Annotated in this window: 23 protein-coding genes; 14 read left to right on the top strand and 9 right to left on the bottom strand. The window is 71.3% G+C overall.

Annotated elements, in window-relative coordinates; translation table 11 throughout:
• Position 1: 1 nt before the first annotated feature.
• The 3 genes from KNO15_RS13605 to KNO15_RS13595 form a co-directional block, all read right to left on the bottom strand.
• Complete coding sequence (locus KNO15_RS13605) at positions 2–1321, bottom strand: ABC transporter substrate-binding protein (RefSeq protein WP_241704274.1); 1320 nt, start codon at positions 1319–1321, stop codon at positions 2–4.
• Positions 1322–1450: 129 nt separating this feature from the next.
• Complete coding sequence (locus KNO15_RS13600; RefSeq protein ID WP_241704273.1) at positions 1451–2440, bottom strand: LacI family DNA-binding transcriptional regulator; 990 nt, start codon at positions 2438–2440, stop codon at positions 1451–1453.
• 58 nt (positions 2441–2498) lie between these two features.
• A complete protein-coding gene (locus tag KNO15_RS13595) occupies positions 2499–5312 on the bottom strand; it encodes an FAD-binding and (Fe-S)-binding domain-containing protein (RefSeq protein ID WP_241704272.1) in 2814 nt (937 codons plus the stop codon).
• A gap of 96 nt (positions 5313–5408) precedes the next feature.
• Between KNO15_RS13595 and KNO15_RS13590 the strand changes: the two genes are divergently transcribed.
• The 5 genes from KNO15_RS13590 to KNO15_RS13570 are packed head-to-tail and all read left to right on the top strand — an operon-like array spanning position 5409 to position 9261.
• Positions 5409–5744, top strand: coding sequence for a helix-turn-helix domain-containing protein (locus KNO15_RS13590; protein ID WP_241704271.1), 336 nt, complete (start codon positions 5409–5411; stop codon positions 5742–5744).
• A complete protein-coding gene (locus KNO15_RS13585; protein ID WP_241704270.1) occupies positions 5741–6682 on the top strand; it encodes an SMP-30/gluconolactonase/LRE family protein in 942 nt (313 codons plus the stop codon). Before KNO15_RS13590 ends, KNO15_RS13585 begins: the two co-directional genes overlap by 4 nt.
• 22 nt (positions 6683–6704) lie before the next feature.
• The gene (locus tag KNO15_RS13580) at positions 6705–7565 is read left to right on the top strand and encodes a fumarylacetoacetate hydrolase family protein (protein WP_241704269.1); all 861 of its coding nucleotides are present in this window, start codon (positions 6705–6707) and stop codon (positions 7563–7565) included.
• On the top strand, positions 7562–8590 hold the full coding sequence (locus KNO15_RS13575) for a zinc-dependent alcohol dehydrogenase (protein ID WP_241704268.1): 1029 nt from the start codon (positions 7562–7564) through the stop codon (positions 8588–8590). Before KNO15_RS13580 ends, KNO15_RS13575 begins: the two co-directional genes overlap by 4 nt.
• The gene (locus KNO15_RS13570; RefSeq protein ID WP_241704267.1) at positions 8587–9261 is read left to right on the top strand and encodes an SDR family NAD(P)-dependent oxidoreductase; all 675 of its coding nucleotides are present in this window, start codon (positions 8587–8589) and stop codon (positions 9259–9261) included. The genes KNO15_RS13575 and KNO15_RS13570 overlap by 4 nt, the downstream gene beginning before the upstream one ends.
• Here KNO15_RS13570 and KNO15_RS13565 read toward each other — a convergent pair.
• Together KNO15_RS13565 and KNO15_RS13560 are read right to left on the bottom strand one after the other, a co-directional pair.
• The gene (locus tag KNO15_RS13565) at positions 9255–10052 is read right to left on the bottom strand and encodes an IclR family transcriptional regulator (RefSeq protein ID WP_241704266.1); all 798 of its coding nucleotides are present in this window, start codon (positions 10050–10052) and stop codon (positions 9255–9257) included. The genes KNO15_RS13570 and KNO15_RS13565 overlap by 7 nt on opposite strands.
• Positions 10053–10105: 53 nt before the next feature.
• A complete protein-coding gene (locus tag KNO15_RS13560; RefSeq protein WP_241704265.1) occupies positions 10106–10774 on the bottom strand; it encodes a FadR/GntR family transcriptional regulator in 669 nt (222 codons plus the stop codon).
• 179 nt (positions 10775–10953) lie between these two features.
• Here KNO15_RS13560 and KNO15_RS13555 point away from each other — a divergent pair, with 179 nt between their 5' ends.
• From KNO15_RS13555 to KNO15_RS13540, 4 genes are read left to right on the top strand one after another with little or no spacing between them, the layout of a single operon-like run.
• Positions 10954–12744, top strand: coding sequence for a 2-isopropylmalate synthase (locus KNO15_RS13555; protein WP_441328150.1), 1791 nt, complete (start codon positions 10954–10956; stop codon positions 12742–12744).
• A 39-nt stretch (positions 12745–12783) separates the two neighbouring features.
• A complete protein-coding gene (locus tag KNO15_RS13550) occupies positions 12784–13116 on the top strand; it encodes an ArsR/SmtB family transcription factor (protein ID WP_241704264.1) in 333 nt (110 codons plus the stop codon).
• 23 nt (positions 13117–13139) lie between these two features.
• On the top strand, positions 13140–13616 hold the full coding sequence (locus KNO15_RS13545; RefSeq protein ID WP_241704263.1) for an SRPBCC family protein: 477 nt from the start codon (positions 13140–13142) through the stop codon (positions 13614–13616).
• Positions 13617–13627: 11 nt separating this feature from the next.
• Entirely contained in the window at positions 13628–14020 is a 393-nt protein-coding gene (locus KNO15_RS13540; RefSeq protein WP_241704262.1) for a VOC family protein, read from the top strand.
• Between the two features lie 21 nt (positions 14021–14041).
• Here KNO15_RS13540 and KNO15_RS13535 read toward each other — a convergent pair whose 3' ends face one another.
• Positions 14042–14986 carry a LysR family transcriptional regulator gene (locus tag KNO15_RS13535; protein WP_241704261.1) on the bottom strand — a complete coding sequence of 315 codons (945 nt, stop codon included), beginning with the start codon at positions 14984–14986 and terminating at the stop codon, positions 14042–14044.
• A 123-nt stretch (positions 14987–15109) separates the two neighbouring features.
• Between KNO15_RS13535 and KNO15_RS13530 the strand changes: the two genes are divergently transcribed.
• From KNO15_RS13530 to lysA, 4 genes are all read left to right on the top strand, one after another.
• Positions 15110–16657, top strand: coding sequence for an aminotransferase class I/II-fold pyridoxal phosphate-dependent enzyme (locus KNO15_RS13530; protein WP_241704260.1), 1548 nt, complete (start codon positions 15110–15112; stop codon positions 16655–16657).
• Positions 16658–16715: 58 nt separating this feature from the next.
• Positions 16716–18212 (top strand): amino acid permease, encoded by a 1497-nt coding sequence (locus tag KNO15_RS13525; RefSeq protein ID WP_241704259.1) that lies wholly within the window; start codon positions 16716–16718, stop codon positions 18210–18212.
• The gene (locus KNO15_RS13520) at positions 18209–19105 is read left to right on the top strand and encodes a universal stress protein (RefSeq protein WP_241704258.1); all 897 of its coding nucleotides are present in this window, start codon (positions 18209–18211) and stop codon (positions 19103–19105) included. The genes KNO15_RS13525 and KNO15_RS13520 overlap by 4 nt, the downstream gene beginning before the upstream one ends.
• Before the next feature lie 69 nt (positions 19106–19174).
• Positions 19175–20434 carry a diaminopimelate decarboxylase gene (gene lysA, locus KNO15_RS13515; RefSeq protein ID WP_241704257.1) on the top strand — a complete coding sequence of 420 codons (1260 nt, stop codon included), beginning with the start codon at positions 19175–19177 and terminating at the stop codon, positions 20432–20434.
• A 6-nt stretch (positions 20435–20440) separates the two neighbouring features.
• Here the strand turns inward: lysA and KNO15_RS13510 are convergent, their stop codons facing one another.
• The gene (locus KNO15_RS13510) at positions 20441–21466 is read right to left on the bottom strand and encodes a helix-turn-helix transcriptional regulator (protein ID WP_241704256.1); all 1026 of its coding nucleotides are present in this window, start codon (positions 21464–21466) and stop codon (positions 20441–20443) included.
• A gap of 99 nt (positions 21467–21565) precedes the next feature.
• Between KNO15_RS13510 and KNO15_RS13505 the strand changes: the two genes are divergently transcribed.
• Positions 21566–22021 (top strand): VOC family protein, encoded by a 456-nt coding sequence (locus tag KNO15_RS13505; protein WP_241704255.1) that lies wholly within the window; start codon positions 21566–21568, stop codon positions 22019–22021.
• A 51-nt stretch (positions 22022–22072) separates the two neighbouring features.
• Here the strand turns inward: KNO15_RS13505 and KNO15_RS13500 are convergent, their stop codons facing one another.
• Together KNO15_RS13500 and KNO15_RS13495 are read right to left on the bottom strand one after the other, a co-directional pair.
• Complete coding sequence (locus KNO15_RS13500) at positions 22073–22396, bottom strand: hypothetical protein (protein WP_241704254.1); 324 nt, start codon at positions 22394–22396, stop codon at positions 22073–22075.
• A gap of 184 nt (positions 22397–22580) precedes the next feature.
• A complete protein-coding gene (locus KNO15_RS13495; protein ID WP_241704253.1) occupies positions 22581–24383 on the bottom strand; it encodes a sigma-70 family RNA polymerase sigma factor in 1803 nt (600 codons plus the stop codon).
• Positions 24384–24448: the final 65 nt, after the last annotated feature.

The following is a 24448-nucleotide window of genomic DNA, read 5'->3' as shown; positions in this document are numbered from 1 at the left end:
CTCAGTTGCAGCTCACGATCGGCTCGAGCGCCTTCTGCATGGCGGCGAGTCCGTCCTTGACGGAGTCCTCCCCACCGAAGATGAGCTGCGTGTAGCGGAGGACGGTCGACTCGTACTCGCTGTACTTGGCCGGAGCCGGGTACGGGACGAGCTGCGGGTGCTTGTCGATGCTGTCGTAGAAGAGCTGCGAGTTCTTCGGCAGCGTGCCGACGGTGGTCATCGTGGCCGCGACCGAGCGGAGCGACGGGATCGAGTCGCCGGGGGCATCCGGCGTTCCGACGACCTGCTTCTGCACGTCCTCGCTCACGGTGAACTTCTGGAACTTCCAGGCCAGGTCAGGGTTCTTCGACGACTTGAGGATCGGGTAGCCGGCCCCGCCGAAGACGGTCTGGTAGGTGTCGCCCTTCGGGTAGAGCTGGATGTCGAAGGACTTGAAGCCGGCGGGGAGGAACGTCCCGATCGGCCAACGGCCGGCGCCGAACATCGCGATCGAGCCGTTCTCGAAGCGGGTGAAGACGTCGCTCATGGGCATCGGCGCCGGCGCGATCTTCTTCTGGATCATGTCCTCCAGGAACGTGACCGCCTTGGTCACCTGCGGGGTGTCGGCCGTGGCCTTGCAGACCGTCTTGTCGGTGAGGTTGCCTCCGGCGTTCGCCACCCAGGGCATGATGCCGGGGAAGATCTCGTTGCTGGCCCAGGTGAACCCGTAGCGGTCCGGGGTGCCGTCGCCGTTGGTGTCCTTGGTGAGCTTGGCGGCGGTGGCCTCGAAGTCGTCCCACGTCCAGTCCGCACTCGGGGCGGGGAGACCGGCCTCCTTGAAGACGTCGGTGTTGTAGTAGATGACCATGTCGTTCCAGCCGTTGGCCAGCGTGACGACCTTCTTGTCGACGGTGAAGCCGTTGATCAGGCCGGGCGCGATGTCGGCCTGGATGGCCTTGGCCTCCGGGTCCTTCTTGAGGTAGTCGTTGATCGGGACGATCAGGTTGTTCTTGGTCACGAACTGCGCGCCCTCGCCAGAGATCAGCATGAGGTCGGGGTGCTTGCCCGCCGCCATCGTCGTGGCGACGTTGGCGTAATAGGTGCCCCAGTTCTCGCCCGCGACCGGGGTGAGGGTGACGGTGGTCCCGGGGTACTTCTTCTCGAATCCGGTTGCGAGCGCCTTGTTGTTGGCCTCCGCGCCCGGCCCGTAGTCCCAGTAGGCGACGTTGAGGGTCTTGCCGGCGGTCGAGTCGTTAGCCGTGCTGCTGCAACTGCTGAGTGCTGTGGCTGCAAGCGCCGCGGTGATCGTCACGGCGGCGATGGATCTCATGGTGCGTTTCATCAGGGGATGGATCCTCTCCGTTGAGAAATGGCTGTCCCCTAGTAGAGCTTAAGTAATCGGTTTCGTCAATAGCCTCAGAAAAGTGTTCTCAAACTGGCTACTTGCCAGTGAATGATTGAAAGAAACCGATTACACGGAATCCGCGTCCGCGTCGGAGGCGATCCGCGCGCGGAGGACGACGATCCTGGCCGGCTGCGTGTCACCGGCGATCCTGTCCATCAGCATCGACGCGGCGGTCACGCCCAGATGACGCGCGGGGAGGTGCACCTGCGTGACGACGTCCGGCGAGAAGGTGGTGAACGGGAGATCGCCGACGATCGCGACACCGAACGCGGGCGGGGCGATGCCCGCCTCCGCGAGCACCTGCAGGGCGCCGACGCCCATCAGGTTGTTCGTCGTGACGACCGCGTCGGGGGGCGTCTCCAGCGCCAGCAGGGCGGCCATCGCGGTGCGGCCGCCGTCGACGCGGTAGTTCGCGTGCTGCAGGAACTCGGGGGCGTCTGTCCCGTCCGAGCGCTTGGCGACCACCTGGCGCCAGCCGAGATACCGCTCCTCGGTCGACTCGATGCCCAGCGGTCCGGCGATGCAGGCCACCCGACGGAAGCCCGCGTCGAACAGCGCGGTCGTCGCCGCCGCGCCCGCCGCCCGGTTGTCGACCATCACGGCATCGATGTCGAACCCGGTCGACCGGTCGACCGCGACCACCGGGCGTCCCTGGGCGACGATCTGGGCCAGGTCGCCGTCCGACGCCGCCGGTGCCAGGATGACCCCGGCCATCCCCTCGCTCATGGCGATCTCGAGGTACCGCGTCTCCTTGGCGGGATCGTCGTCGGTGTTGCAGAGCACGACGGAGAAGCCGGACTCCTGGGCCCTGTCTTCCACGCCGCGTGCGAGAGCCGTGAAGAACGGGTTCTCGATGTCCGGGATCAGCAGGGCGATGAGTTCCGAACTCTGATTGCGCAGCCGGCGTGCGGTGCGGTTGGGCGCGAACTTCAGCGTCGCGGCCGCCTCCCGCACCAGCCGGACCTTCTCGGGCGAGACGGTGTGACCGTTGAAGACGCGGGATACGGTCGCGGGCGAGACCCCGGCCAGGGCCGCGACCTCGTAGATGGTAGCCATGGGCTCCAACTTAGAGCAGCGTGAATCGGTTTCAGGCGAGCGGTCGCGGGGCGCACCCCTAGGTCAGCGCTGCGTCGAGGACTTCGAGGATGTGCTCGTAGCGTTCGCCGGTCGCGCGCGACATCCCGATCTCGCAGGTGCGGTTGAGCGAGGCGTGATGCGTCGAGGCGGCCGCACGGACCTCAGCGGCCTCGCGCTGCGTGGCGGAGGCGGTGAGCTCGGGGTGCAGCATCCCGCGGTCGCCGGCGAAGGCGCAGCAGCCCCAGTCCTCAGGAACGACCACGACCTCGGCGGCTGCCGCTGCGACGGCGCGCAGTGCGGCGTCGAGGCCGAGGTGGGTGGACGAACAGGTCGGGTGGAGCGTGACGGAGGGCACGCGCGCGGCCGGCGGGAGGCTCGGGAGCACACGGTCGGCGACGAAGGCCACGGAGTCGATCACGCGCACTCCCGCCTCTCCCGCCGCGTCGAGGAGCAGCTGGAGACCCTCGGTGCACGACGACGCGTCGCAGACCACCGGGAGACGGCCGTCGTCGGTCGCCCGCCGGAGGGACGCCGCGACCCGCGCGGTCATCGTGGCGTAGCCCTCGCTCAGACCCTTCGACTTCCACGGTGTGCCGCAGCAGAGCGACGGCAGGTCGTCGGGCGTGGCGAGCCGCACGCCTGCGCGCTCGCACAGCCGGACGAACGACTCGCTCACCCCGTCGCCGTGCTCCGCGCCGAACATCGTCGTCGTGCACGACGAGAAGTAGACCGCCTCCGGATCCTCCGCCGCGAGCACGCGGCGCGGCCCGCCGCCCGAGGGGAGGTCGCCCGAATACAGCGGCACACGGTCCGCGCCGAGCACGGCGCGCGCGGCGCGGGTGGCGAACGCGGGCAGCGGGGTCGGTACCGCGGCGGCGACATCGAGGGCGACGGCGCCGACGCGCGTGACCGGGCCCCAGTGGGCCGCTGCCGCCTTGCCGAGTGCTCTCGCCGGCGCCGGCGCCGATTCCGCACGGAGGCGGCGCACCAGGTCGCCTGTGTTGATCAACACAGGGCAGGCGGTCTGGCACATGCCGTCGACCGCGCAGGTCTCCACTCCGTCGTACTCGTACTGCTGCTCCAGCTCGCGCGCCAGGGCGTCGTCGCCGCGCTCGCGGGCGGCCTGCAGCTCGCGGCGCAGCACGATGCGCTCGCGCGGCGTGAGCGTCAGGTCGCGGGACGGGCACACCGGCTCGCAGTAGCCGCACTCCACGCACCGGTCCACCTCGCTCTCGACGGTGGGGGCGACCTTGAGATCGCGCACGTGGGCGTTCGGGTCCTCGGTGAGGAGCACGCCGGGATTGAGCTGCTGCTGCGGATCGATGAGGCGCTTGACCGCCCACATCACCTCGTACAGCTCGTCGCCGTACTGACGGCGGACGTACGGGGCCATGATCCGGCCGGTGCCGTGCTCGGCCTTCAGGGTGCCGCCCGCCGAGAGGACGACGTCGACCATGTCGTCGGTGAAGGCCTCGTACCTGGCGAGGCTCCGCGGGTCGTCGAACCGCTCGTTGATCAGGAAGTGGATGTTGCCGTCCTTCGCGTGGCCGAAGATGACGCTGTCGGTGTAGCCGTGGCGCTCGAACAGTCCGATGAGCCGCGAGCAGGTCTCGCCCAGTAGGTCGACGGGCACGGCGACATCCTCGAGCAGCGCCGTCGTCCCGGACGGCCGGGCGCCCGCGACGGCCGTGTAGAGGCCTTTGCGGATGTGCCACAGCCGGGAGCGCGTCGACGCGTCGGTGGTCAGGGCGCCGGGAGCGGCGAGCGGCAGCGTGTCGAACACCGCGGGCGCCTGAGCCAGCCGATCCGCGAGCTCGTCGGCGGACGCGCACTGGTATTCGACGAGGAGGGCGGCGTGATCGGCGATGTCGAGCGCGCGGAGCTCGTCGGGCGCCTGCGGGTCGCGCTGCGCCACCCGGAGGCTCGCCGCGTCCAGGAGCTCCACGGTGGCGAAGCCGGCGTCGACGAGCGCACGCAGTGAGGCCGTCGCGTCGGCGAGGTCGGCGAAGATGAGCAGCCCGGTCGCGCTCTCCTGGAGCACCGGCAGTGTGTGGAAGGCGGCCTCCGCGACGAACGCGAGCGTGCCCTCCGAGCCGATGACGAGGTGCTCGAGGATGTGGAGCGGGTCGTCGTGGTCGAGGAAGGCGTTCAGCCCGTAGCCCATCGTGTTCTTGATCGCGTGCAGCCGGGTGAGCGTCGCCACCGAGTGAGGGTCCGCCCGCACCCGGTCGCGCAGTCGGAGCAGCCCGTCGTGGATCTCGGGCTCCTCGGCGCGCAGCCGCTCCGCCGCCTCCGGGGCGCCTGTGTCGATGACGGTTCCCGACGGCAGCACCAGGATGGCCGAGGCCAGGGTGCGGTAGGTGTTGGCGTGCGTGCCGCACGACATGCCCGACGAGTTGTTGGCGACGACGCCGCCGATCGTGCACGCGATCTCGGAAGCGGGATCGGGGCCGAGCTTGCGGCCGTAGCGCGCGAGCCGGGCGTTGACCGACCTGACCGTCGCTCCCGGCTGCGCACGCACCGTGCGGCCGTCGTCGTCGACCGTCACGCGACGGAACGCGCGCCGCGTGTCCACCAGGACCCCGGTCGTCCCGGCCTGACCCGACAGGCTCGTGCCCCCGGAACGGAACGTCACCGGCACCCGGTGCACCCGTGCGGCGGCGAGGATGCGCGAGACCTCCGCGACGTCGGCGGCGACCGCGACCGCGCGCGGGGTCAGGACGTAGTGGGAGGCGTCGTGGGCGCGGGACAGGCGATCGACCGCGCGTGTCCTCACGTCTGCGCAAGCGGCGCCGAGAGCAGCCGTGAACGGGGACGGCGCGACCTGGGCCGCCCTGCCGGAGCGAGTCATGGGTTGCCTTCCGATAAATGGAATTTGCGTCTGACAGTTGGAATATGGCTATGATAGCCATGATCACGGCGCCCGAACCACTCGAAGGAATCGGTCATGGAAGACTCCGCCGCGACGGTCGCCGTCGCGTTCGGCCTGCCGGCCGTCCGGCTGCAGCTGCTGCGCGCACTGGCGGACTCCGGCCCGGCGACCGTGTCGCAGCTCAGCCGGGCCGTAGGGTGGACGCGCAACGGAATCACCACCCATCTCAGGGCGCTCGAGGCCGTCGGTGCGGTCCGGCACGAGACGGCGCGCGTCGACGGCAGTTTCCGGCCAGCGCGGCTGTACCACCTGGAGCGGTCGCGCGTGGAGGAGCTCGCCTGGATGATGTTCGACGCGATCGCCGACGATGTCGTCCCCGTCGGTGCCCCGATGCAGGCGGTGCTCCGATGAGCGACGGTGCTCCGAGGAGCGCACGGCACGGCATCCCCCTCATCGCCGGTGCCGAGGTCGCCACCGACGAGTCGTACCTCCTCGCCGAGGGGCCGGTCTGGGACGGCACCCGTTCCCGGCTCCTGTGGGTCGACATCCTGAAGGGCACGGTGCTCACCGGGCGGCTCGTCGACGACGGGCGCATCGAGGTCCTCGAGCGGTTTCAGATGCCCGACGTCGCGGCCTCCGTCGCGATCGCGGAAGACGGGCGCATGGTCATCGCGGGAACCGACCGGCTCTACATCCGTGCGACCGACGGACGCGTCACGCGGGGCGCGCGCGCGGTGGCGGGCGCCGGAAGGCGCTTCAACGACGGCGGACCCGACCCGCGCGGCCGGTTCGTCGCCGGCACGACGGGGCCGGGCGGGCGCGAGCTCCTCCTCCGCTTCGAGGAGGACGGCTCGGTCACCACCCTCGACGACGATCTGACGCTCTCGAACGGGCTGGGCTGGTCGCCGGACGGCCGGCAGTTCTACAGCGTCGACAGCCTGGCCCGGCGCGTGAACGTGCGCGACTACGAGCCCGCGTCCGGGGCGACCGGACCGAGGTCAGTCTTCCTCACCCTCGACGACGGCCTGCCGGACGGGCTCGCCGTCGACGCGGTCGGCTGCATCTGGATCGCCGTCTGGGGTGCAGGTCACGTGCTGAGGTGCTCGCCCGACGGCCGGATCGTCGGCCGCGTCGACGTCCCCGCTCCGCACGTCTCCTCGGTCGCCTTCGCCGGCGCCGACCTCGCGACCCTCGTGATCACGACGGCGCGGGAAGGCCTGGGCGAGGAGCAACTGCGGGCGCACCCGCTCTCCGGCCGGCTGTTCACGGTGCGGCCCGGGGTCCAGGGCCTGCCCGTCGCCCCGTGGTCCGTACCGATCGACCGACCGACCCCCGTGATCCGCCCGTGACACACCCCCGAAAGGAAACCGCATGAAACTCCTCCGTATCGGCCCTGCTGGTGCTGAGCGGCCGGCCGTACTGGTCGGCGACGACAGCTATGTCGATCTCTCGGATGTCGTCGGAGACTTCGACGAGGCCTTTTTCGCCGGCGGTGGACCCGAGAGCGTGCGCGGTGTCGTGGCGGAACGCACCGAACGCGGACAGGTCCACCGCCTCGGCACCCAGCGCATCGGCGCCCCGATCGGCCGTCCGCACCAGATCATCTGCGTCGGCCTGAACTACTCCGACCACGCCGCCGAGACCGGGCAGGCCGTGCCCAGCGAGCCGATCCTGTTCACCAAGTCGCCGAACACCCTCGTCGGCCCGAACGACGACGTCCGCATCCCGCGCGGATCGACCAAACCCGACTGGGAGGTCGAGCTCGGCATCGTGATCGGCGCACGCACCAGCTACCTCGACACCGTCGAGCAGGCACGCGACCACATCGCCGGCTGGACCCTGGTCAACGACGTCTCCGAACGCGCCTTCCAGCTCGAGCGCGGCGGCCAATGGTTGAAAGGCAAATCGGCCGAGACCTTCAACCCCGCCGGCCCCTGGCTCGTCACCCCGGACGAGATCCCGGACGTGAACGACCTCGGGATGACGCTGGACGTCAACGGGGTGCGCCGCCAGACCGGATCCACCTCCACGATGATCTTCGACCCGTACGTCATCGTGCACTACATCAGCCAGTTCCTCGTCCTGGAACCCGGCGACCTGATCAACACGGGCACCCCACCCGGAGTCGGCATGGGTTTCCGCCCCGAGATCTGGCTCCACCCCGGCGACGTGATGGAACTCGCCATCGACGGCCTCGGCCACCAGCGACAGACCGTGATCCCTCCGCGATGAGAGCGCTCGTCCTCACCGGGCCGGGCAGCGCGGAGGTCCAGGAGGTCGCCGAGCCCGTGGCCGTCCCCGGGGACGTCGTCGTGGAGGTGCACCGCGCCGGCGTCTGCGGAACGGACCTGGAGCTCTTCTCCGGGCAGATGCAGTATCTGCACGACGGCGTGACCACCTATCCCGTCCGTATCGGCCACGAGTGGATGGGCGTCGTCGTCGAACTCGGCGACGGTGTCGATCCGTCCTGGCTCGGCCGCCGCGTCACGGGTGACACCATGCTCGGCTGCGGCCGTTGCCGGCGGTGCCTGTCGGGATACCAGCACGTGTGCGCCTTCCGCGGAGAGCTCGGCGTGCGCGACGGGCGGCCGGGCGCTCTGGCCGAGCGGGTCGCCGTGCCCGCCTCCTCGCTGCGTGCGCTCCCCGACACGGTCGACGACACCGCCGGAGCGCTCGTCGAACCCGGCGGCAACGCCTACCGGTCGGCCGAGGCCGCCGGCGTCGTCGCCGGCGAGCGCGTACTCGTCTTCGGTGCGGGCACGATCGGGCTGCTCGCGGCCATGTTCGCCCGCGCGCGCGGCGCCGAGGTGCATCTGCTCGGCCGCAGCGAGCGCTCCCTGGCGTTCGCCCGCTCCCTCGGCTTCTCGAGCGCATGGTCGGACGAGACGCTGCCCGACCTGCCGTGGGATGCCGTCATCGACGCGTCCAACTCTCCGAAGCTCCCGGCGCGCGCCGTCGAGCTCGTCGAACCGGGCCGGCGGGTGGTCTTCGTCGGCCTCGCGGGGAGCCCGAGCCTCGTCGACACCCGGGCGCTCGCCCTGGCGGACGTGACGGGTGTCGGCATCCTGAGCGCCTCTCCCGGCCTGGACGGCACGATCGAGGCGTACGCATCCGGAGCCGTCGATCCGCGGCCGCTCGTCGCGGCCGCGGTGCCGCTCGAAGGCGTGCCGGCGATCCTGGCCGGCGAGCGTCCGCCCGGAGCCGGTCCCGGCCCGAAGTTCCACATCGACATCCGACACCCTGGAGGTACCCCATGACCCGTGCCATCGTCACCGGAGGAGCGAGCGGCCTCGGCGCCGCGACGGCCGCGCGCCTCAGCGCCGACGGGATCGACGTCGTGCGCGTCGACCTCGGCGGGGACTGCGACGTCGTGCTCGACATCACCGACGACCACGCGGTGGAGGAGGCCCGCGGCCGCATCGGCGCCGTGGACATCCTGGTCAACTCCGCGGGCATCGTCGGGCCGAACACGCCGCTCGTCTCGACGTCGTCCGACCAGTGGAGGGCCGTGCTGGGTGTCAACGTCGTCGGGACGGTCGCGATGATGCGGGCGTTCGTGCCAGGGATGGTCGATCGCGGCTGGGGCCGGGTGGTCAACATCGCCAGCATGGCGGGCAAGGACGGCAACCCCAACCTCTCCATCTACTCCGCTTCGAAGGCGGCCGTCATCGGTCTCACCAAGTCGGCGGGCAAGGAGTTGGCGACCACCGGCGTGCTGGTGAACGCGATCGCGCCCGCGGTGATCGCCACCCCGATGAACGACGACACCGCGCCCGACGTGCTGGCCCACATCACCAGCCTGATCCCGATGAAGCGGGTCGGACGGGCGGAGGAGGTCGCCGAGCTGATCGCCTGGCTCGCCTCCGACAGGGTCAGCTTCTCGACCGGGGCCGTCTACGACATCAGCGGAGGCCGGGCCACCTACTGAGGGCCGGTCGGGCGGGCGTCGACGATCGAACGGATCTCGTCGACGCTCTGGACGAGCGCCGCCAGCGGCGTCCGGAAGGCGAGGGCGCTGACGCTGACCGCGCCCGACATCGCGCCGCCCGGGCCGAAGTGGCCGGGCACGGCGAGGCAGTTGACGCCGAGCTCGTTCTCCTGGTCGTCGACGGCCCAGCCGCGCTCCCTGGTCAGCTGGAGCTCGCTCCAGAGCGCGTCGAGCGTTCCGATGGTGTTGGCGGTGCGGCGCTCCCACGGCCCGGTTCCGACCACGGCCGCCAGCTCGTCCACGCTGCCGCAGGACGTGCTGAGGAGCAGCTTCCCGACCGCCGTGCGGTAGGCGGGGTTGCGCCCGCCGACCACGGAGGTGAGGCGGACCGAGCCGGACGCGGGGTCGACTTTGGCGCGGTAGACCACCTCATCGCCGTCGAGCACGGCGTAGTGCGCGGTCTCGCCGAAGCGCTCGCTGAGCCTGCTCAGCACGGGTTCGACCGCACGGCCTTCCGGCCGGGCCGACTGGTTCTCGAGGGCCAGCCGCAGGAACTCGTCGCCGACGACATAGACGCCGCGGCCGAGCTGCGCGGCGAAGTTCGCCCGCCGCAGCGACGCGAGCGCCCGGTGGACGGTCGACTTGGGGCTGTCCACCGCCTGGGCGAGCTCGTCGAGCGTCGCCCCCTCCGGTCGCTTGGCGAGCGCGGAGAGCACGGCGAGCACGCGGTCGGAGCCGACCAGCCGGTCGGGCGCGGGTGCGCTGCCGCCGTGGAGGTCGGATGAAGCCATGCGTGCATTCTATCGGATCGTAATTCCGATTATCGGGATAGGCGGTCACCCGATCAGAGGAGCTCCGCCTTCATCTCGATCAGGTGGCCGCGGGTGAGCGCGGCGGCCGACTCCGCGTCCCGGGCGCCGATCGCGTCGACGATGCGCACGTGCACCAGCTGGTCCGCGTCGCTGCCGAACTCGCGGCCGATCCGGAGCAGGTCGATCATCGCCTCCCTGCTCCGTGGGGTGAACCCGTCGAAGAGGTCGGCGAGGATCGGGTTGTGCGACGCGGCGACGATGGCGCGGTGCACCGCGGTGTCGGCATCGACGTGCTGTTCGAGGTCGGTCCGGTGCGTCGCCCGGGCCCGGAGCGCCCGCCGCAGCGTCTGGAGGTCGGCGAGCGTCCGCCGTTCGGCCGCGAGCGCCGACGCCTCCACCTCGATCGCGATGCGGGCCTCGATCACGGCGACGATGTCCGCGCGGCGGACGATGCGCTCCCAGTCCTCGGGCTGATCGAGCGCGGTGACGAAGACGCCGGCGCCCTGGCGGGTGGCGAGCACTCCGCGCCCGGCCAGTTGCCGGATGGCCTCCCGGATCGTCGAACGCCCCACCCCGAGCTGAGGGGCGAGGGTCGTCTCGCCCGGCAGCTTCTGGCCCAGCGCCCACTCGCCGGCGCGGATGCGGTCGAGCAGCGCCTCCGCGGCCTGCTCGGCCAGGGGCTCGCGACGGATCGGTGTCATGGTTCCATCTTCGCGCATGCTCTAACTCCTCTGCTTGTCTGAGAAGTTGTGATAGCGTCGGAGCATGCTTCAGGGATTCCTTCTTCGCCGCCGCGGCGGGGCGTAGCCAGACCGGCACCCCGCCGTGGAGGCGGGTGCCGCCGGTCGATCAGGTCGCCGATCGAGACAGGAATCCGAACATGACCATCAGCACACCCTCTTCCCGCTCCGCCACGGATCGGCAACGGCCGACAGGGACTCCATCCTGGAACCGGCAGCGGCCCTCCAGGATGCCGTGGCAGCGCTACCGCGACGTCTTCGACCGGGTGGAGGTCCCGCCCATCGACAGGGACTGGCCCGACCGCCGTCTCGTCAGCGCCCCCCTGTGGGTGCCGGTCGACCTCCGCGACGGCAACCAGGCGCTCGCGGAGCCGATGGATCCCGAGCGCAAGCGCCGCTTCTTCGAGCTCCTGGTCTCGATGGGCTACACGGAGATCGAGGTCGGCTACCCGTCGGCGTCGCAGACGGACTACGACTTCGTGCGCGACATCGCCGAGAAGGACATCGCGCCTGACGACGTCACGATCGTCGTCTTCACGCCCGCGCGCCGCGACCTCATCGAGCGGACGGTGGAGTCGATCCGCGGCATCCGCAACCCGGTCGTGATCCACCTGTACACCGCGACAGCGCCCGTCTGGCGGGACGTGGTGCTCGGGAAGGGCCGGGACGAGCTGCGCGACCTGATCCTGGAGGGCGCGGGTGACGTGCTCGAACTCGCCGGGCACCTGCCGAACGTGCGTTTCGAGTTCTCACCGGAAGTCTTCAACCTCACCGAGCCGGACTACATCATCGAGATCTGCGACGCGGTGACCGCGCTCTGGGAGGCCACGCCGGAACGGCCGGTGATCCTCAACCTGCCGGCCACCGTGGAGGTCGCGACACCGAACGTCTACGCCGACCAGATCGAGTACATGCACAAGAACCTCGGCCGCCGCGACGCGGTGATCCTCTCGGTGCACCCGCACAACGACCGCGGAACCGGCATCGCCTGCGCCGAGCTCGCCGTGCTCGCGGGGGCGCAGCGGGTGGAGGGCTGCATCTTCGGCAACGGTGAGCGCACGGGCAACGTCGACCTCGCCACCCTCGCCCTGAACCTGCACGCCCAGGGCGTGGATCCGATGATCGACTTCTCCGACATCGACCGCATCCGCCGCACCGTCGAGTACTGCAACCGGATCGAGGTGCACCCCCGCCACCCGTATGTGGGCGACCTCGTGCACACCGCCTTCAGCGGCACCCACCAGGACGCGATCAAGAAGGGGTTCGCCGAGCACCGCGCCCGAGCGGCGGCGGAGGGGCGGCCGGAGAGCGCCATCGACTGGCGGGTCCCCTACCTGCCGATCGACCCGGCCGACCTCGGCCGCAGCTACGACGCCGTCATCCGTGTCAACTCGCAGTCCGGCAAGGGCGGGATCGCCTACCTCCTGGAGACCGAGTACGGCATCGAACTGCCCCGCCGCATGCAGATCGACTTCGCCCGGAGCGTGCAGCAGCACACGGACAGCACCGGCGTGGAGGTCGACGCAGCCCAGCTGCTCGACCTCTTCGAGCACAGCTACCTCCGCGCGCCGCACGACGACATCGCGCTGGTGGAGCTCGAGACGGACCAGCAGGCCGGGACGAGCAGCACCCGCATCGGAGTCCGCATCGACGGGGTCGAGCACCACGCCGGCTACGACGACGTCGGTCCGGTCGAGGCGGTCACGCGCCTGCTGGCGGAGCGCGGCATCGAGGTGGAGATCCTCTCCCTGCACCAGACCTCCCTCACCGCCGGCGCGGCGAGCGAGGCGCTGAGCCTGATCGAGCACCGCGACTCCGAGGGCGTCCACTGGTCCGCCGGTCGCCACCGGTCGGTGCTCACGGCCAGCGTGGAGGCCGTGCTGCGGGCCGCGAGCCTCCGGCGTGGTGCCGTCGGGATCTCAGTTAATTGAGCATTGTCTTAATTAAGCACTCGCTGTAATATAACCATCGTGACCGCACCCACGACCGCCTTCGCCGCGCTGGCCGACCCGACCCGTTCGGGGATCGTCGACCTTCTGGCCCAGCGTGGTGAGCTCGCCGCCGGCGACATCTCCGCGGGATTCGCGAGCAGCGCATCCGCGATCTCGCAACACCTCAAGGTGCTGCGGGAAGCGGGGCTCGTCACCGTGGAGAAGCGGGCGCAGCAGCGCGTCTACCGGCTGGACGCCGGCGCGATCGGGCGGGTCGAGAGCTGGCTCTCCGACCGCGCCCGGCTGTGGAACGCGCGCCTCGACAACATCGACGCCTACCTCGAGAAGGCCAGGACAGGGGAGAAGAAATGACCGACGGCACGACGGAAATCGTGGTGAGCCGGATCCTTAACGCACCGGTCGAGACCGTCTGGCGGCTCTGGACCGATCCCGAACTGGTCACCGAGTGGTGGGGCCCGGAGGACTACACCTCCCCCTCCGCATCGATCGACCTGCGCGAGGGCGGTTCGTACGTATTCAGCATGCGGGCCCCTGACGATCAGGGCGGTGCGGAGAGCTTCACCGGCGGCGTCTATACGAAGATCGTCCCGCTCGAGCGCCTCGAGTTCACGCAGAGCATCACGGACGCGGACGGCGAGCCGCTTCCGGCCGATCAACTCCCCGAGGGGTTCAGCCAGGGCATCCGCACGTCGGTCGAGTTCGCCGCCCTCGACGGCCTGACCGAGCTGACGATCACCGAGCGTGGCTGGAGCCGCAGCCTGATGTCGGTCTTCGCCTACGCCGGCATGCACCAGTCGCTCGACAAACTGACGACCGACGTCCTCCGCCGGATCACCGCACTCGCCGGCTGAGGAGCGCGCGCATGGACCTGAGACTGGAACTCGTTCCGATCCCCGTCTCTGACGTGGACCGCGCCAAGGCGTTCTACGCCGAGACGATCGGCTTCGCGCTCGACCACGACGTCGAACCGGGCAACGGGATGCGGATCGTGCAGTTCACCCCGCCCGGCTCGGCCTGCTCCATCGCCTTCGGCACGGGGATGGGGGCGGGCGCACCGGAGGAGGGCACCGTGAGGGGCCTGCACCTGGTGGTCGACGACATCGAGGCCGCTCGCGACGAGCTCCTGGCGCGCGGGGCGACGGTCGGGGAGATCCGTGACCTGGGCGGCGTGAGGTTCGCGTCCTTCAGCGACCCGGACGGGAACACCTGGGAGCTGCAGGAGCTCGGTGCGATGCGGGCGCTCCCGCTGTCGTAGTCGCCGTCCGCGCGCGGCAGGTCACACGTCGGGACCACCGCCCCGCTCCCGCACCGCCGCGAACCCGTCCCGCACGGCGGCCACGAGGTGGCGCACGGCCGGGGAGGGGCGGTGGCTCGCGTCCTCCGCGGGTGTCGCGACGAGGACGGAGCGCACGAACGACGGGTCGTGGATGGGCCTCAGGACGATGCCCGGGTGTGCGGCGGTCGTCGCGAGGCTCGGGATGATCCCGACCACCATCCGCGCGGCGGTCATGCCGAGGAGCACCTGGAAGTCGTCGGTCCTGATCGCGACGTCGAGGACGTGCCCCTCCGCTGCGAACGCGTCGACGACGAGGCGGTCCATCGCGTCGTCCTCCGAGGTGGCGAACACCCAGCGCTCGTCGCGCAGCGAGAGCACGGCGGCGAGATCGATCGACGCGCGTGAGGCGAGCGGATGGCCGGCGGGCAGCGCCAGCATCAGGGGATCGCGGTACACCTCCATCGTCTCCACGTTCGGACGGAACGGCAGCTCGTAGCCGGGTGCCGAATACACGAGCGCGGCGTCGAGCGCGCCGCGGTTGATCCACTCGACGAGCGCGGGGACCTCCCCGAACGTGGCGTCGATCTCGATGCCGAGGTCGCCGACGCGTGCCGCGACGAACGGCAGGATGCTCGCCGCCGCCGTCGCGAAGGTACCGAACCTCAGCCGCACGCGCCCCAGCCGGCTGAACTCGCGCGCGTCCCCGATGGCCCGCTCGCTCAGGGTGAGGATCTCCTGCGCCCGCTCCAGGAGGAGCATCCCGACCGGTGTCAGCCTGCTGCCCCGGGGCGAGCGCACGAGCACGGGGGAGCCGACCAGGCGCTCGAGGTTCTTGAGGTGGTAGTCGACGGTCGGCTGGCCCCACCCCAGACGGCGGGCCGCGGCCGTGACCGAGCCTTCGGCGTGGACCGCTCTGAGCGCCTCGAACTGTCGCAGATCCGCCATCGGATCCCCTGTCTGGATGCGGGTGTGGTCACTCCTGCCGGATGACCAGTGACATACAGTCTATGTGGGCTGGGCGAACTTCGGGGGATTCTGGCGACGCGACGCCGGCCTCACGATGGAGGAATGGCCCCCACTCACTCCTCCGCGATCGACCGCTCGCGAGCGGTGCCGCCCACCGCCGACCTCCGTCACTGGGAGACACCGTACGCGGACGCGCTGGAGCGCCACGCGGCCCGCGGACCTGTCGCGCTGATGGTCCCGGGGCACGGCGGCGACGAGCTCGGGCTCAGCGCCCGGCTCGCCGGCTTCCTCGGGCCGCGACCGCTGGAGCTCGACGTCCCGATGCTCCTGGACGACATCGATCTCGGCCAGGACTCGCCGCTCAGCCGTTCCCTCGACCTCGCGGCGGACGCGTGGGGAGCGCGGCGCACCTGGTTCCTGACCGGTGGCGCCTCGCAGGCCAACCGGATCGCCGCGCTCGCCGTGCGCGGGCTCGGCGAGAACATCCTCTCCCAGCGCAGCGCGCACTCCAGCTTCAGCGATGGAGTGCTCTCGGCGGGCCTCATCCCCTCGTTCGTGCTTCCCTCGCTCGACACCGCCAACGGCGTCGCGCACGGCGTCTCGCCCGCCTCCCTCGACGAGGCGCTGACCGCCGCCGCGCGTGCCGGACGCCCCGCGGACTCCGTCTACCTCGTCTCGCCCAGCTACTTCGGCTCGGTCGCCGATGTCGCCGCACTGGCACGGGTCGCGCACGCCCACGGCGCCCCACTCATCGTCGACGGCGCCTGGGGGCCGCACTTCGGGTTCCACCCCGACCTGCCGGAGTCACCCGCCCGGCTGGGCGCGGACCTGGTGGTCTCGAGCACCCACAAGCTGGGCGGCTCCCTGACCCAGTCCGCCATGCTCCACCTCGGCCACGGCCCGTTCGCCGACGCCCTCGAACCGCTCGTGGAGCGGGCCGTGTCGATCACCGCGTCGACCTCCACCTCGGCGCTGCTGCAGGCCTCGCTCGACATCGCGCGGCACTCCCTCGCCACAGGCGAGGAGCTGATCGGCCGGTCGATCGCCGTCGCCGACTCCTTCCGCGAGGCGCTGCGGGCCGACCCGCGCTTCGGCGTGCTCAGCGACGGATTCGCCGCCTACGACGACATCGTCGCCGTCGACCCGATGCGCGTCGCGATCGACGTGTCGGCCACGGGAGTCAGCGGGCACTGGCTGCGTCAGCGTCTCATCGACGCCGACGGGATCTTCTTCGAGATGTCGACAGCGACCACGCTCGTCGCCCTCATCGGCGCGGGCAAGACGCCCGATCTCGACAGGGCGTACCGGGCGCTCGCGGCGGCGGCCGACTCGGCGGAGGCCGACGCCGAGCGGTCGGGCGGCGGGGCCGATGAGTTCCCCGCGCTGCCCGACGCCGGTCCGCTGCGGATGCTGCCCAGGGACGCGTTCTTCGCAGACACCGAGCTCGTACCTGCGGCCGAGGCGGTCGGGCGCGTGTCGGCCGACACCCTCGCCGCCTACCCGCCCGGGATCCCGAACCTCATCCCCGGCGAGGAGATCACGGAGCAGACCGTGGCCTTCCTGCAGGCCGTCGCCGCCTCCCCGTCCGGCTATGTGCGCGGGGCCGTCGACGCGCGCGTCGAGCGGTTCCGGGTGACAAGCAGCGCCTGACTACGCCCGACCGGCGACGGATTTCGCAGACCCCCCACCAATCAAAGGAGACTGGTACATGCCCACAATCGCCCAGCAGCTGCTGCGCAGAAAGCCGACGACCCCTCCCGGGGCCGGAGAGGCGCACCTGAAACGCAGCATCGGCCTCTTCTCGCTCACCATGATCGGGGTCGGCGGGACGCTCGGCACGGGAATCTTCTTCATCCTGTCCCAGGCGGTCCCCGTCGCCGGACCCGCGGTGATCTGGTCCTTCGTCATCGGCGGTGTCGTGGCCGGGCTCACCGCGCTCTGCTACGCCGAGATGGCGGGCGCCGTCCCGGCCTCCGGCTCGACCTACTCGTACGCGTACGCGACGCTCGGAGAGGGTACCGCGATGGCGGTCGGTGCGTGTCTCCTGCTCGAGTACGGCGTCTCCACGGCCGCCGTCGCCGTCGGCTGGTCGCAGTACGTCAATCAGCTGCTGCAGAACCTCTTCGGCTGGCAGCTCCCCGTGCAGCTCTCGCAGGCGCCGGAGCAGGGCGGCATCATCAACATCCCCGCTGTCATCGTCATCGTGCTGTGCTCGCTGCTGCTCGTGCGCGGCGCACGGGAGTCCACGACGGTCAACAGCATCATGGTGATCGTCAAGATCGCCGTCGTCCTGTTCTTCTGCGCGATCGCCTTCACCGGGTGGAACAGCGACCACTTCCACAACTTCGCACCGGCCGGATTCGCGGGCATCGTCGGCGGCGCCGGGATCATCTTCTTCTCGTTCGTCGGTCTCGACGCGGTGTCGACGGCCGGCGAGGAGGCGAAGAACCCGAAGCGCAACCTGCCGCTCGCGATCATCTTCGCGCTCGGCATCATCATCGTGCTCTACGTCGCCACCAGCCTCGCCGCCCTGGGCGCGCAGTCGCCGCAGAAGTTCGCGAACCAGGACGCCGGGCTCGCCGCGATCCTGCAGAACATCGTCGGTTCCAGCTGGCCGGGTACCGTCGTCGCGATCGGCGCGATCATCTCGATCTTCTCCGTGACGCTGGTCTGCCTCTACGGGCAGACGCGCATCCTGTTCGCCATGTCGCGTGACGGGATGATCCCGAAGGTGTTCGCGAAGGTCAACGCGCGGTCGATGACGCCGGTGCGCAACACGGTGATCGTGATGATCGCCACGAGCGTCCTCGCCGCGGTCGTCCCGATCGACTTCCTCGCCGAGATGACGAGCATCGGCACCCTCGTGGCCTTCCTCGTGGTGTCGCTCGGGGTCATCATCCTGCGCGTGCGCGAGCCGGAGCTGGAGCGCGGTTTCCGCCTGCCGCTCGGCTGGACGATCCCGATCCTGTCGATCGCCGGCTGCATCGCGATCATCACCCAGCTGCGCCCGATCACGATCATCGTGTTCCTGATCTGGACGGCCGTCTTCCTGGTCTTCTACTGGTTCTACGGCAGGAAGCACTCCACGCTGCAGACCGGGTCCCCGGCGGTCGAGCCTGAGGCGCTGTACACGAGCAACTTCGCGCAGCCGAGCAAGAGCGAGATCCGCGAGGCCGCAGAGCGCAGGAAGGCGAACCGGAGATGAGCATCGTCATCGGGGTGGACCCCGCCCACCGCTCCGCGTCCGCGCTGCACCTGGCCGCGATGCTCGCACGCTCGACCGGCACCGACCTGATCGTCGCCGCCGTCGTGCCGCCCGCCTGGCCGTCCACGGCCGGAGGCGCGGACGCGGAGTGGCGCGGCTACACGCGGGACAACGCCGACGGAGCCCTCGACTACGCCGCGGCCGTGCTCGGCGAGTCCATCGCGGCGGAGTACCTGCTCCACGAGGCGCCGTCCGCCCGTCGCGGGCTCGTGGAGCTCGCCGAGCAGCGCGAGGCGTCGATGATCGTGGTCGGCTCGGCGGTGGACGGGCAGCCGGGGCGGATCGCGCTCGGGTCCGCGAGCGACACGCTGCTGCACGCGTCGCCGGTCCCCGTCGCGATCGCGCCTCGCGGCTACCGCACGGAGGCGGGCTCGCGCGTCAGCCGGGTGACCGCCGCCTACCGCGGAACCGGTGCGTCGACGCCGCTCGTGCTCGGTGCGGCGGGAGTGGCCGCGGCCGCGGGCGCCGACCTGCGCGTCGCCTCCTTCGCCGTCGTGCCCCGCGATTCCGGGACGTCGGGCGCCGGTCTCGACGCCGACCAGGCCATCGCCGACACCTGGGCGGCCGACGTCGAGAAGCACGCGGCCTCGCTGGTGCGCCAGGTGACCGAGCTGGAGGGCGCACCCGGGGTCACCGGTGTCGCCGTGGGACGAGGCGAGTCGTGGGAGGCCGCCATCGCGGACATCGGCTGGGAGCCCGACGAGGTGCTGGTCGTCGGGTCGAGCACGCTCGGCCCGATCGCGCGGGTGTTCCTCGGCTCGCACGCGGCCAAGATCCTCCGCCACTCTCCCGTGCCGGTCGTCGTCGTCCCGCACGGCCTCGCCGAACGCTGACACGACCTTCGCCGTTCCGCCCGTTCCGAACCAGACCGCCCGATCCGAATCAGACCGAGAGGCCCAGCCATGGCGCATCCCCTCCTCGACCTCTTCCCCGAAGGAACGACCGTCGATCCCGACGGCACGCTTGTCATCGCAGGCTGCCGGGTCGACGACCTCGCGCGGGAGTTCGGCACCCCCGCGATCGTCGTCGACGAGGGCGCCCTCCGTGCCAGGGCCTGCGAGTACCGTACGGCCCTCACGTCGCGCCGACCGAACGCGCGCGTCGTCTTCGCGCCGAAGGCCTTCCCTGCAACCGCCGTGCAGCGGGTCATGGTGGAGGAGGGGCTCGGCCTGGACGTCGCGGGCGGCGGTGAGATCCTCAGCGCCCTGCGGGCCGGGGTCGACCCGGCGCTCGTCGTCATGCACGGCAACGCCAAGACGACGGAGGAGCTGCGGATCGCGGTGGAGGCCGCCATCGGGCTCGTCGTCGTGGACAACGCCGACGACGTCGACCGCCTCGAGCAGCTGGTCGCACCCGGGAGCGTCCAGGGCGTCCTCGTCCGCGTCGTCCCCGAGGTCGCATCGTCCACCCACCCCAGCGTGCAGACCGGTCAGGTCGGCTCCAAGTTCGGGCTGACGGCCGCTGCGGCACGCCGTCTCATCGCCCGGATCGAGGAGAGCCCGCTGCTCGAGATGCGCGGGGTGCACGCCCACGTCGGCTCGCAGATCATGGATCCGGCGGAGCTCGCCGCCGCGGTCGAACCGCTGGCCGCCCTCGGCACGTTCCCGGTGTACGACCTCGGCGGCGGCCTCGGCGCCCGCTACACCACCGCCGACCGGCCCGCCTCGGTCGACGAGTACGTCGAAGCCCTGCTCGCGGCGGCCGACGAACACCTGCCGGCCGACGCGGAGCTGATCATCGAGCCGGGCCGCAGCCTGGTGAACGGGTCGGCCTCCACCCTCTACACGGTCACCACCGTGAAACGCGACGCGCGCACCTTCGTCGCGGTCGACGGCGGCATGGGCGACAACCTCGAGGTCGCGCTGTTCGGGCAGCGCTACGAGGCCGTGCTCGCCGGCCGCCTGAACGACGAGGACGCGGAGGACGTCGTGGTGGTCGGGCGGCACTGCGAGTCGGGGGACGTGCTCATCGACCCGCTGCGGCTGCCCGCCGCCCGGGTCGGCGACCTCCTCGCCGTGCCGGCCACCGGCGCGTACACCCACACCATGGCGAACAACTACAACGGCTACCGCCGGCCGCCCGTGGTCTTCGCGCGCGACGGCGAGGCGCGGGCGGTCATCCGGCGGGAGACGTGGGAGGACCTGTTCGACCGGGACGTGTGAGGAGCGTCAGCGGGTAGGCCCCGCCGCATACCGCTCCGCGAGCGTCCCGAACGCAGCGGCCAGCTCGGGTGGTCCGACGACCTCCATCGCGGCGCCGAACCGTCCGAAGGACGCGGCCAGCGCCTCCCACGACCAGGAACCGGCTTCGAGGCGGCAGCGGTGCTCGTCGATCGGCTCGACCGTGCCGTCGCCGGCGAACGGCACGACGTCGCGCGCGGGCAGGTGGAGGACGACGGTGCCGCGGCACGGCCACTCGTCCACCGCGGATCCGCGGAAGCGCGCCGAGACGAACGCGTCGACGTCGCCTCCCGGCACGGTGCGCGGGGCGAAGCGCGGGCCGTGGGGGATCCGCGGGTGGATCCGGTCGACGCGGAACAGGCGCCAACCGTCGCGGTCGAGGTCCCACGCGACGAGGTACCAGCGGCCCTGGGAGGTGACCAGGTGGTGTGGTTCGACGCGGCGCGGGGGAGTCGGAACCCGGGCGGCGTCGGTGCCCGTGCCGGTGCCTGTGCCGGTGCCCGTGCCTGTGCCGTCGCCGGTGCCCGTGGCGGCGTCGTAGTCGAAGCGGAGGACCTGCCGGTCCCGGATCGTGTCGGAGAGCGTGACGAGCCGGTCGAGTGGAGGGCTCGCGGGCACCGCGTCGCCGGGGCGGCCGACCGCGGTGACCTCGAGCGCGTCGAGCCGGTGCCGTAGGCGTGAGGGCATCACCTGGCGGATGGTGCCGAGGGCGCGCATCGCCGCCTCCGCGATCTCGGCTCCCGCCGCGGGCGCGGTGCGCAGGGCGACGGCGATGGCGACGGTCTGGTCGTCGTCGAAGAGCAGCGGTGGCAGCTCGCTGCCCGCGGCCAGCCGGTAGCCTCCGTCCGGCCCCATCGTGGCCTCGATGGTGTACCCCAGCTCCCGCAGGCGGTCGATGTCGCGGCGGACCGTCCGGTCGCTGACCTCCAACCGCGACGCCAGCACCGGGCCCGGCCACTCGCGCCGAGTCTGCAGCAGCGACAGCAGGCCGAGCAGCCGGGAGGTCGTCGTCATGCGTCCCAGGCTAGAGGAGGTCTAGGACAGAAACCGACCTACATGGAGGGGATCGTGGAGCTGTCGGCCGATCGGGCCGACTCCGACCGAGGAGCTCAGATGACCATTCAGACCACACCCCACCTCAACTTCCGCGGTGACGCGCGCGCTGCGCTGGAGTTCTACCAGTCCGTCTTCGGCGGCCACCTCGTCGCCACCACCTACGCCGACGCCGGGATGCCGGCCGATGTTCCCGGCGCCGACCGGATCGTGTTCGGTCTCGTCGCCGCCGAGAACGGGTTCAGGCTGATGGCCTACGACATCCCCGGCCGGAGCGAGGGCGGGATCGCCGGCGGCGGTTCGACGCGCCGCGAGAACAACGTCACGATCACCGATCAGGCCCTGTTCGTCTCGATCGGCGCGGACACCCTCGATGAGCTCCAGGCGTACTGGGCCGCCCTCGCCGCTGGCGCGGTGATCGTCGAGCAGCTGGCGGCCTCCGCGTGGAGTGCCGGGTTCGGGATGCTCACCGACCGCTTCGGTGTCACCTGGAGCGTCAGCGTCACGGCCGGCTGACCACGCCGCGGCCGTCACGGTCGCAGCTCGCCATACCACGGCGGGGACGGCTCACGGCAGCTGCCTGAACCACCACCCGGTGTGCGCGACGACCGCGTCGGGCGTCGGACGACCCCCGCCGACCATCGGGGCGACCAGCAGGCGGTAGCCGTGCTCGGTGACCTCCAGGTCGAGGAGGTCGGAGAGGGCGGCGCGGTTCGCGGGCATCGACGCCAGCACGTCCGTTCCGACGAGCGCGATCAGGAACCGCGCGGTCAGCTCGACGGGAGATGCCGTGGTTTCGGCGTGCAGGCGGTGGAGACGGGGGAGGGGCGAGTGGTGGAGGTGGGTTCTCGGCGGGTTCGGGAGCGCGGTCGAGGGGGCAGAGGTCGACATCGTTTCTCTTCGGGTAAGCGGGACGGGGTCGGGTGTCGTTCGACGTGCCCCGCGCGGAGGTTCGGGTCATCAGCGCGAGGCACGTCGTTGAAGAGACGCGTGGAACCCCGAACGATGACGCGGACTGCTCAGATTCGCCCCAGGTTTCACCCCGAGGCGAGCGACGGAGCGGCTCCGGGGGTCCTCACTGGACGATGACCGGGACATCGACCACCAGTCCGTGCCGCTGTCCGTCGTCGTACGCCGCGCCGATCCGTCGCGGTCCGACGACGATCGAGGTGTAGTTGCCCGCGCCGTCGCCGCGCTCGTCGAGCACGAACGTGTAGCCGGAGGCGTGGCCGTCGGCGAAGACGCGAACCGTCGCGCCGACGAGCCCGTGGACCTGCACGGAGACGGTGCCGACGCCGCCGGAGGCCGTCACTTCGGGCACCGTCACGGTGCCCGTGGTCGCTGGGGAGGCGGGGGAGGTGACACCCGCGGTGGTCCCCGTCGTCCCGGTCTGCGTCGCCGTGATCGAGAAGTCCGGACGGACGGCCGTCAGCTCCGTCGAGGTCCAGACGCCCGCGGGGTCGGCCGTGACCTCCGCCACCCGGACGCCGTGGTCGAAGAGCGTGACGGTCGCGCCCGGCTCGGCCGTGCCGGACAAGATCGGGGCGAGGAGGCCGGAGTACAGCCCCGTGCCGGTGTCGACCCCGCTGATGGCCGGCGCGGCCAGGGTCGGTGTCGTCGGTGTCGTCGGAGTTGTCGGTGTCGTCGGTGTCGTCGGTGTCGTGGGGGTCGTCGGAGGTGCCGGGGCAGGAGGCGTCGCCGGCCGGGCGGGCGCCGGTGAGGCCGGCGCCGAGTCGAAGACGGGAGCGGCCGGAGCCGGCTCGGCCGGGACAGGGGGCGCCGCCGGCGCCGTCGGTGCCGGGGCGGACGGTGCCGGGGCTGAGGGCGCCGGGGCTGCCGGGGGAGCCGGATCCTCCGCCGGGGCCTGCGCCGAGGGCGTGGCGACGCGGCCGAAGAGGCTCTCGGCGATCCCCGGCCCGATGACGAAGCCCACCGTCACGGCCGCCGCGATTGCCGCGGCCGTGACGCCGAACGCCCAGCGGGTCGAGGCGGAGGTGGACGCGGCAGCGCCTCCCGACCCTGACCCGGACGACACGGACGACCCGGACGGGTCCGCCGCGCCGTCCGGGCCGAGCGCGTAAGCCGTCGAGCCCGTCCCGCCGTGCATCCACGCCGTGTAGGCGGTGGCCGCGCCGACGCCGGCGACGAGCGGCAGCAGCACGAGGCCGAGCCGCGAGCCCACCTCCTCCGCCTCCGCCGCGACGATGCTGCAGCGGGCGCAGTCGGCGAGGTGGGCGTCGATCCTGGCCGTCTCGCGTTTGGTGGTCTTCTTCCTGGCGTAGGCGCCGAGGTGGTCGATGGTCCAGCGGTGTTCGGAGTCGGCGGCCACGGTGGCGAGGTGCGCCTGGATCCACGCCTGCCGCAGACCCTCCCGCGCGCGGTAGGCGAGAGCGGCGACTGCGCTCGCGCTCATCCCGAGCAGCGGCGCGATGTCCTTGGGCGACATCTCCTCGACCTCGCTGTACCAGAGCACCTCCTGCCACCGGCTCGGGAGGCTGCGGAAGGCCCGAGCCGTCAGCGAGCGGTCGAGCGCCGCGACGGTCGCGTCCTCGTCGAACGACGGGTCCTCCAGCGCGTCGGCGTCCTCGAGCGTCGTCTCGCGCCGGGATCGCCCCCAGGAGGTCGCGATGTTGCGGATCGTGGTGAAGAGGTAGGGCCGGAACGCGCTGGTCGGACCGCCTCCCGAACGGATCGCCGCGAGGATCTTGGCGTACGCCTCTGCGGTGACGTCCTCCGGGTCGGACGTGGAGGTCGCCGAGCGCGCGACCACGGCGCCCGCGCGGTAGTGACGTTCCCAGAGCGCACCGAAGGCCGCGTTGTCGCCGCCGCGGACGAGCTCGATCAGTTCCACGTCGGAGAAGGAGTCGTACGACGTCATTCGCGTTCCTCTCGGAGCCTTGAAGCTAACAAATCCGAGGGACGCCCGCACGCGGGCGCCCCTCG

The organism is Leifsonia shinshuensis (assembly GCF_022606355.1).
GTDB classification, from domain to species: Bacteria; Actinomycetota; Actinomycetes; order Actinomycetales; family Microbacteriaceae; genus Leifsonia; species Leifsonia shinshuensis_B.
Note: the sequence above shows the minus strand (reverse complement) of the source record. Positions and strands in the feature narration are given on the sequence as shown.

Excerpts from the sequence above, each read along its gene's own strand:
- KNO15_RS13605 (WP_241704274.1), bottom strand. The coding sequence starts at position 1,321 with ATGAAACGCACCATGAGATCCATCGCCGCCGTGACGATCACCGCGGCG.
- KNO15_RS13600 (WP_241704273.1), bottom strand. The coding sequence starts at position 2,440 with ATGGCTACCATCTACGAGGTCGCGGCCCTGGCCGGGGTCTCGCCCGCG.
- KNO15_RS13595 (WP_241704272.1), bottom strand. The coding sequence starts at position 5,312 with ATGACTCGCTCCGGCAGGGCGGCCCAGGTCGCGCCGTCCCCGTTCACG.
- KNO15_RS13590 (WP_241704271.1), top strand. The coding sequence starts at position 5,409 with ATGGAAGACTCCGCCGCGACGGTCGCCGTCGCGTTCGGCCTGCCGGCC.
- KNO15_RS13585 (WP_241704270.1), top strand. The coding sequence starts at position 5,741 with ATGAGCGACGGTGCTCCGAGGAGCGCACGGCACGGCATCCCCCTCATC.
- KNO15_RS13580 (WP_241704269.1), top strand. The coding sequence starts at position 6,705 with ATGAAACTCCTCCGTATCGGCCCTGCTGGTGCTGAGCGGCCGGCCGTA.
- KNO15_RS13575 (WP_241704268.1), top strand. The coding sequence starts at position 7,562 with ATGAGAGCGCTCGTCCTCACCGGGCCGGGCAGCGCGGAGGTCCAGGAG.
- KNO15_RS13570 (WP_241704267.1), top strand. The coding sequence starts at position 8,587 with ATGACCCGTGCCATCGTCACCGGAGGAGCGAGCGGCCTCGGCGCCGCG.
- KNO15_RS13565 (WP_241704266.1), bottom strand. The coding sequence starts at position 10,052 with ATGGCTTCATCCGACCTCCACGGCGGCAGCGCACCCGCGCCCGACCGG.
- KNO15_RS13560 (WP_241704265.1), bottom strand. The coding sequence starts at position 10,774 with ATGACACCGATCCGTCGCGAGCCCCTGGCCGAGCAGGCCGCGGAGGCG.
- KNO15_RS13555 (WP_441328150.1), top strand. The coding sequence starts at position 10,954 with ATGACCATCAGCACACCCTCTTCCCGCTCCGCCACGGATCGGCAACGG.
- KNO15_RS13540 (WP_241704262.1), top strand. The coding sequence starts at position 13,628 with ATGGACCTGAGACTGGAACTCGTTCCGATCCCCGTCTCTGACGTGGAC.
- KNO15_RS13535 (WP_241704261.1), bottom strand. The coding sequence starts at position 14,986 with ATGGCGGATCTGCGACAGTTCGAGGCGCTCAGAGCGGTCCACGCCGAA.
- KNO15_RS13530 (WP_241704260.1), top strand. The coding sequence starts at position 15,110 with ATGGCCCCCACTCACTCCTCCGCGATCGACCGCTCGCGAGCGGTGCCG.
- KNO15_RS13525 (WP_241704259.1), top strand. The coding sequence starts at position 16,716 with ATGCCCACAATCGCCCAGCAGCTGCTGCGCAGAAAGCCGACGACCCCT.
- KNO15_RS13520 (WP_241704258.1), top strand. The coding sequence starts at position 18,209 with ATGAGCATCGTCATCGGGGTGGACCCCGCCCACCGCTCCGCGTCCGCG.
- lysA (WP_241704257.1), top strand. The coding sequence starts at position 19,175 with ATGGCGCATCCCCTCCTCGACCTCTTCCCCGAAGGAACGACCGTCGAT.
- KNO15_RS13510 (WP_241704256.1), bottom strand. The coding sequence starts at position 21,466 with ATGACGACGACCTCCCGGCTGCTCGGCCTGCTGTCGCTGCTGCAGACT.
- KNO15_RS13505 (WP_241704255.1), top strand. The coding sequence starts at position 21,566 with ATGACCATTCAGACCACACCCCACCTCAACTTCCGCGGTGACGCGCGC.
- KNO15_RS13500 (WP_241704254.1), bottom strand. The coding sequence starts at position 22,396 with ATGTCGACCTCTGCCCCCTCGACCGCGCTCCCGAACCCGCCGAGAACC.
- KNO15_RS13495 (WP_241704253.1), bottom strand. The coding sequence starts at position 24,383 with ATGACGTCGTACGACTCCTTCTCCGACGTGGAACTGATCGAGCTCGTC.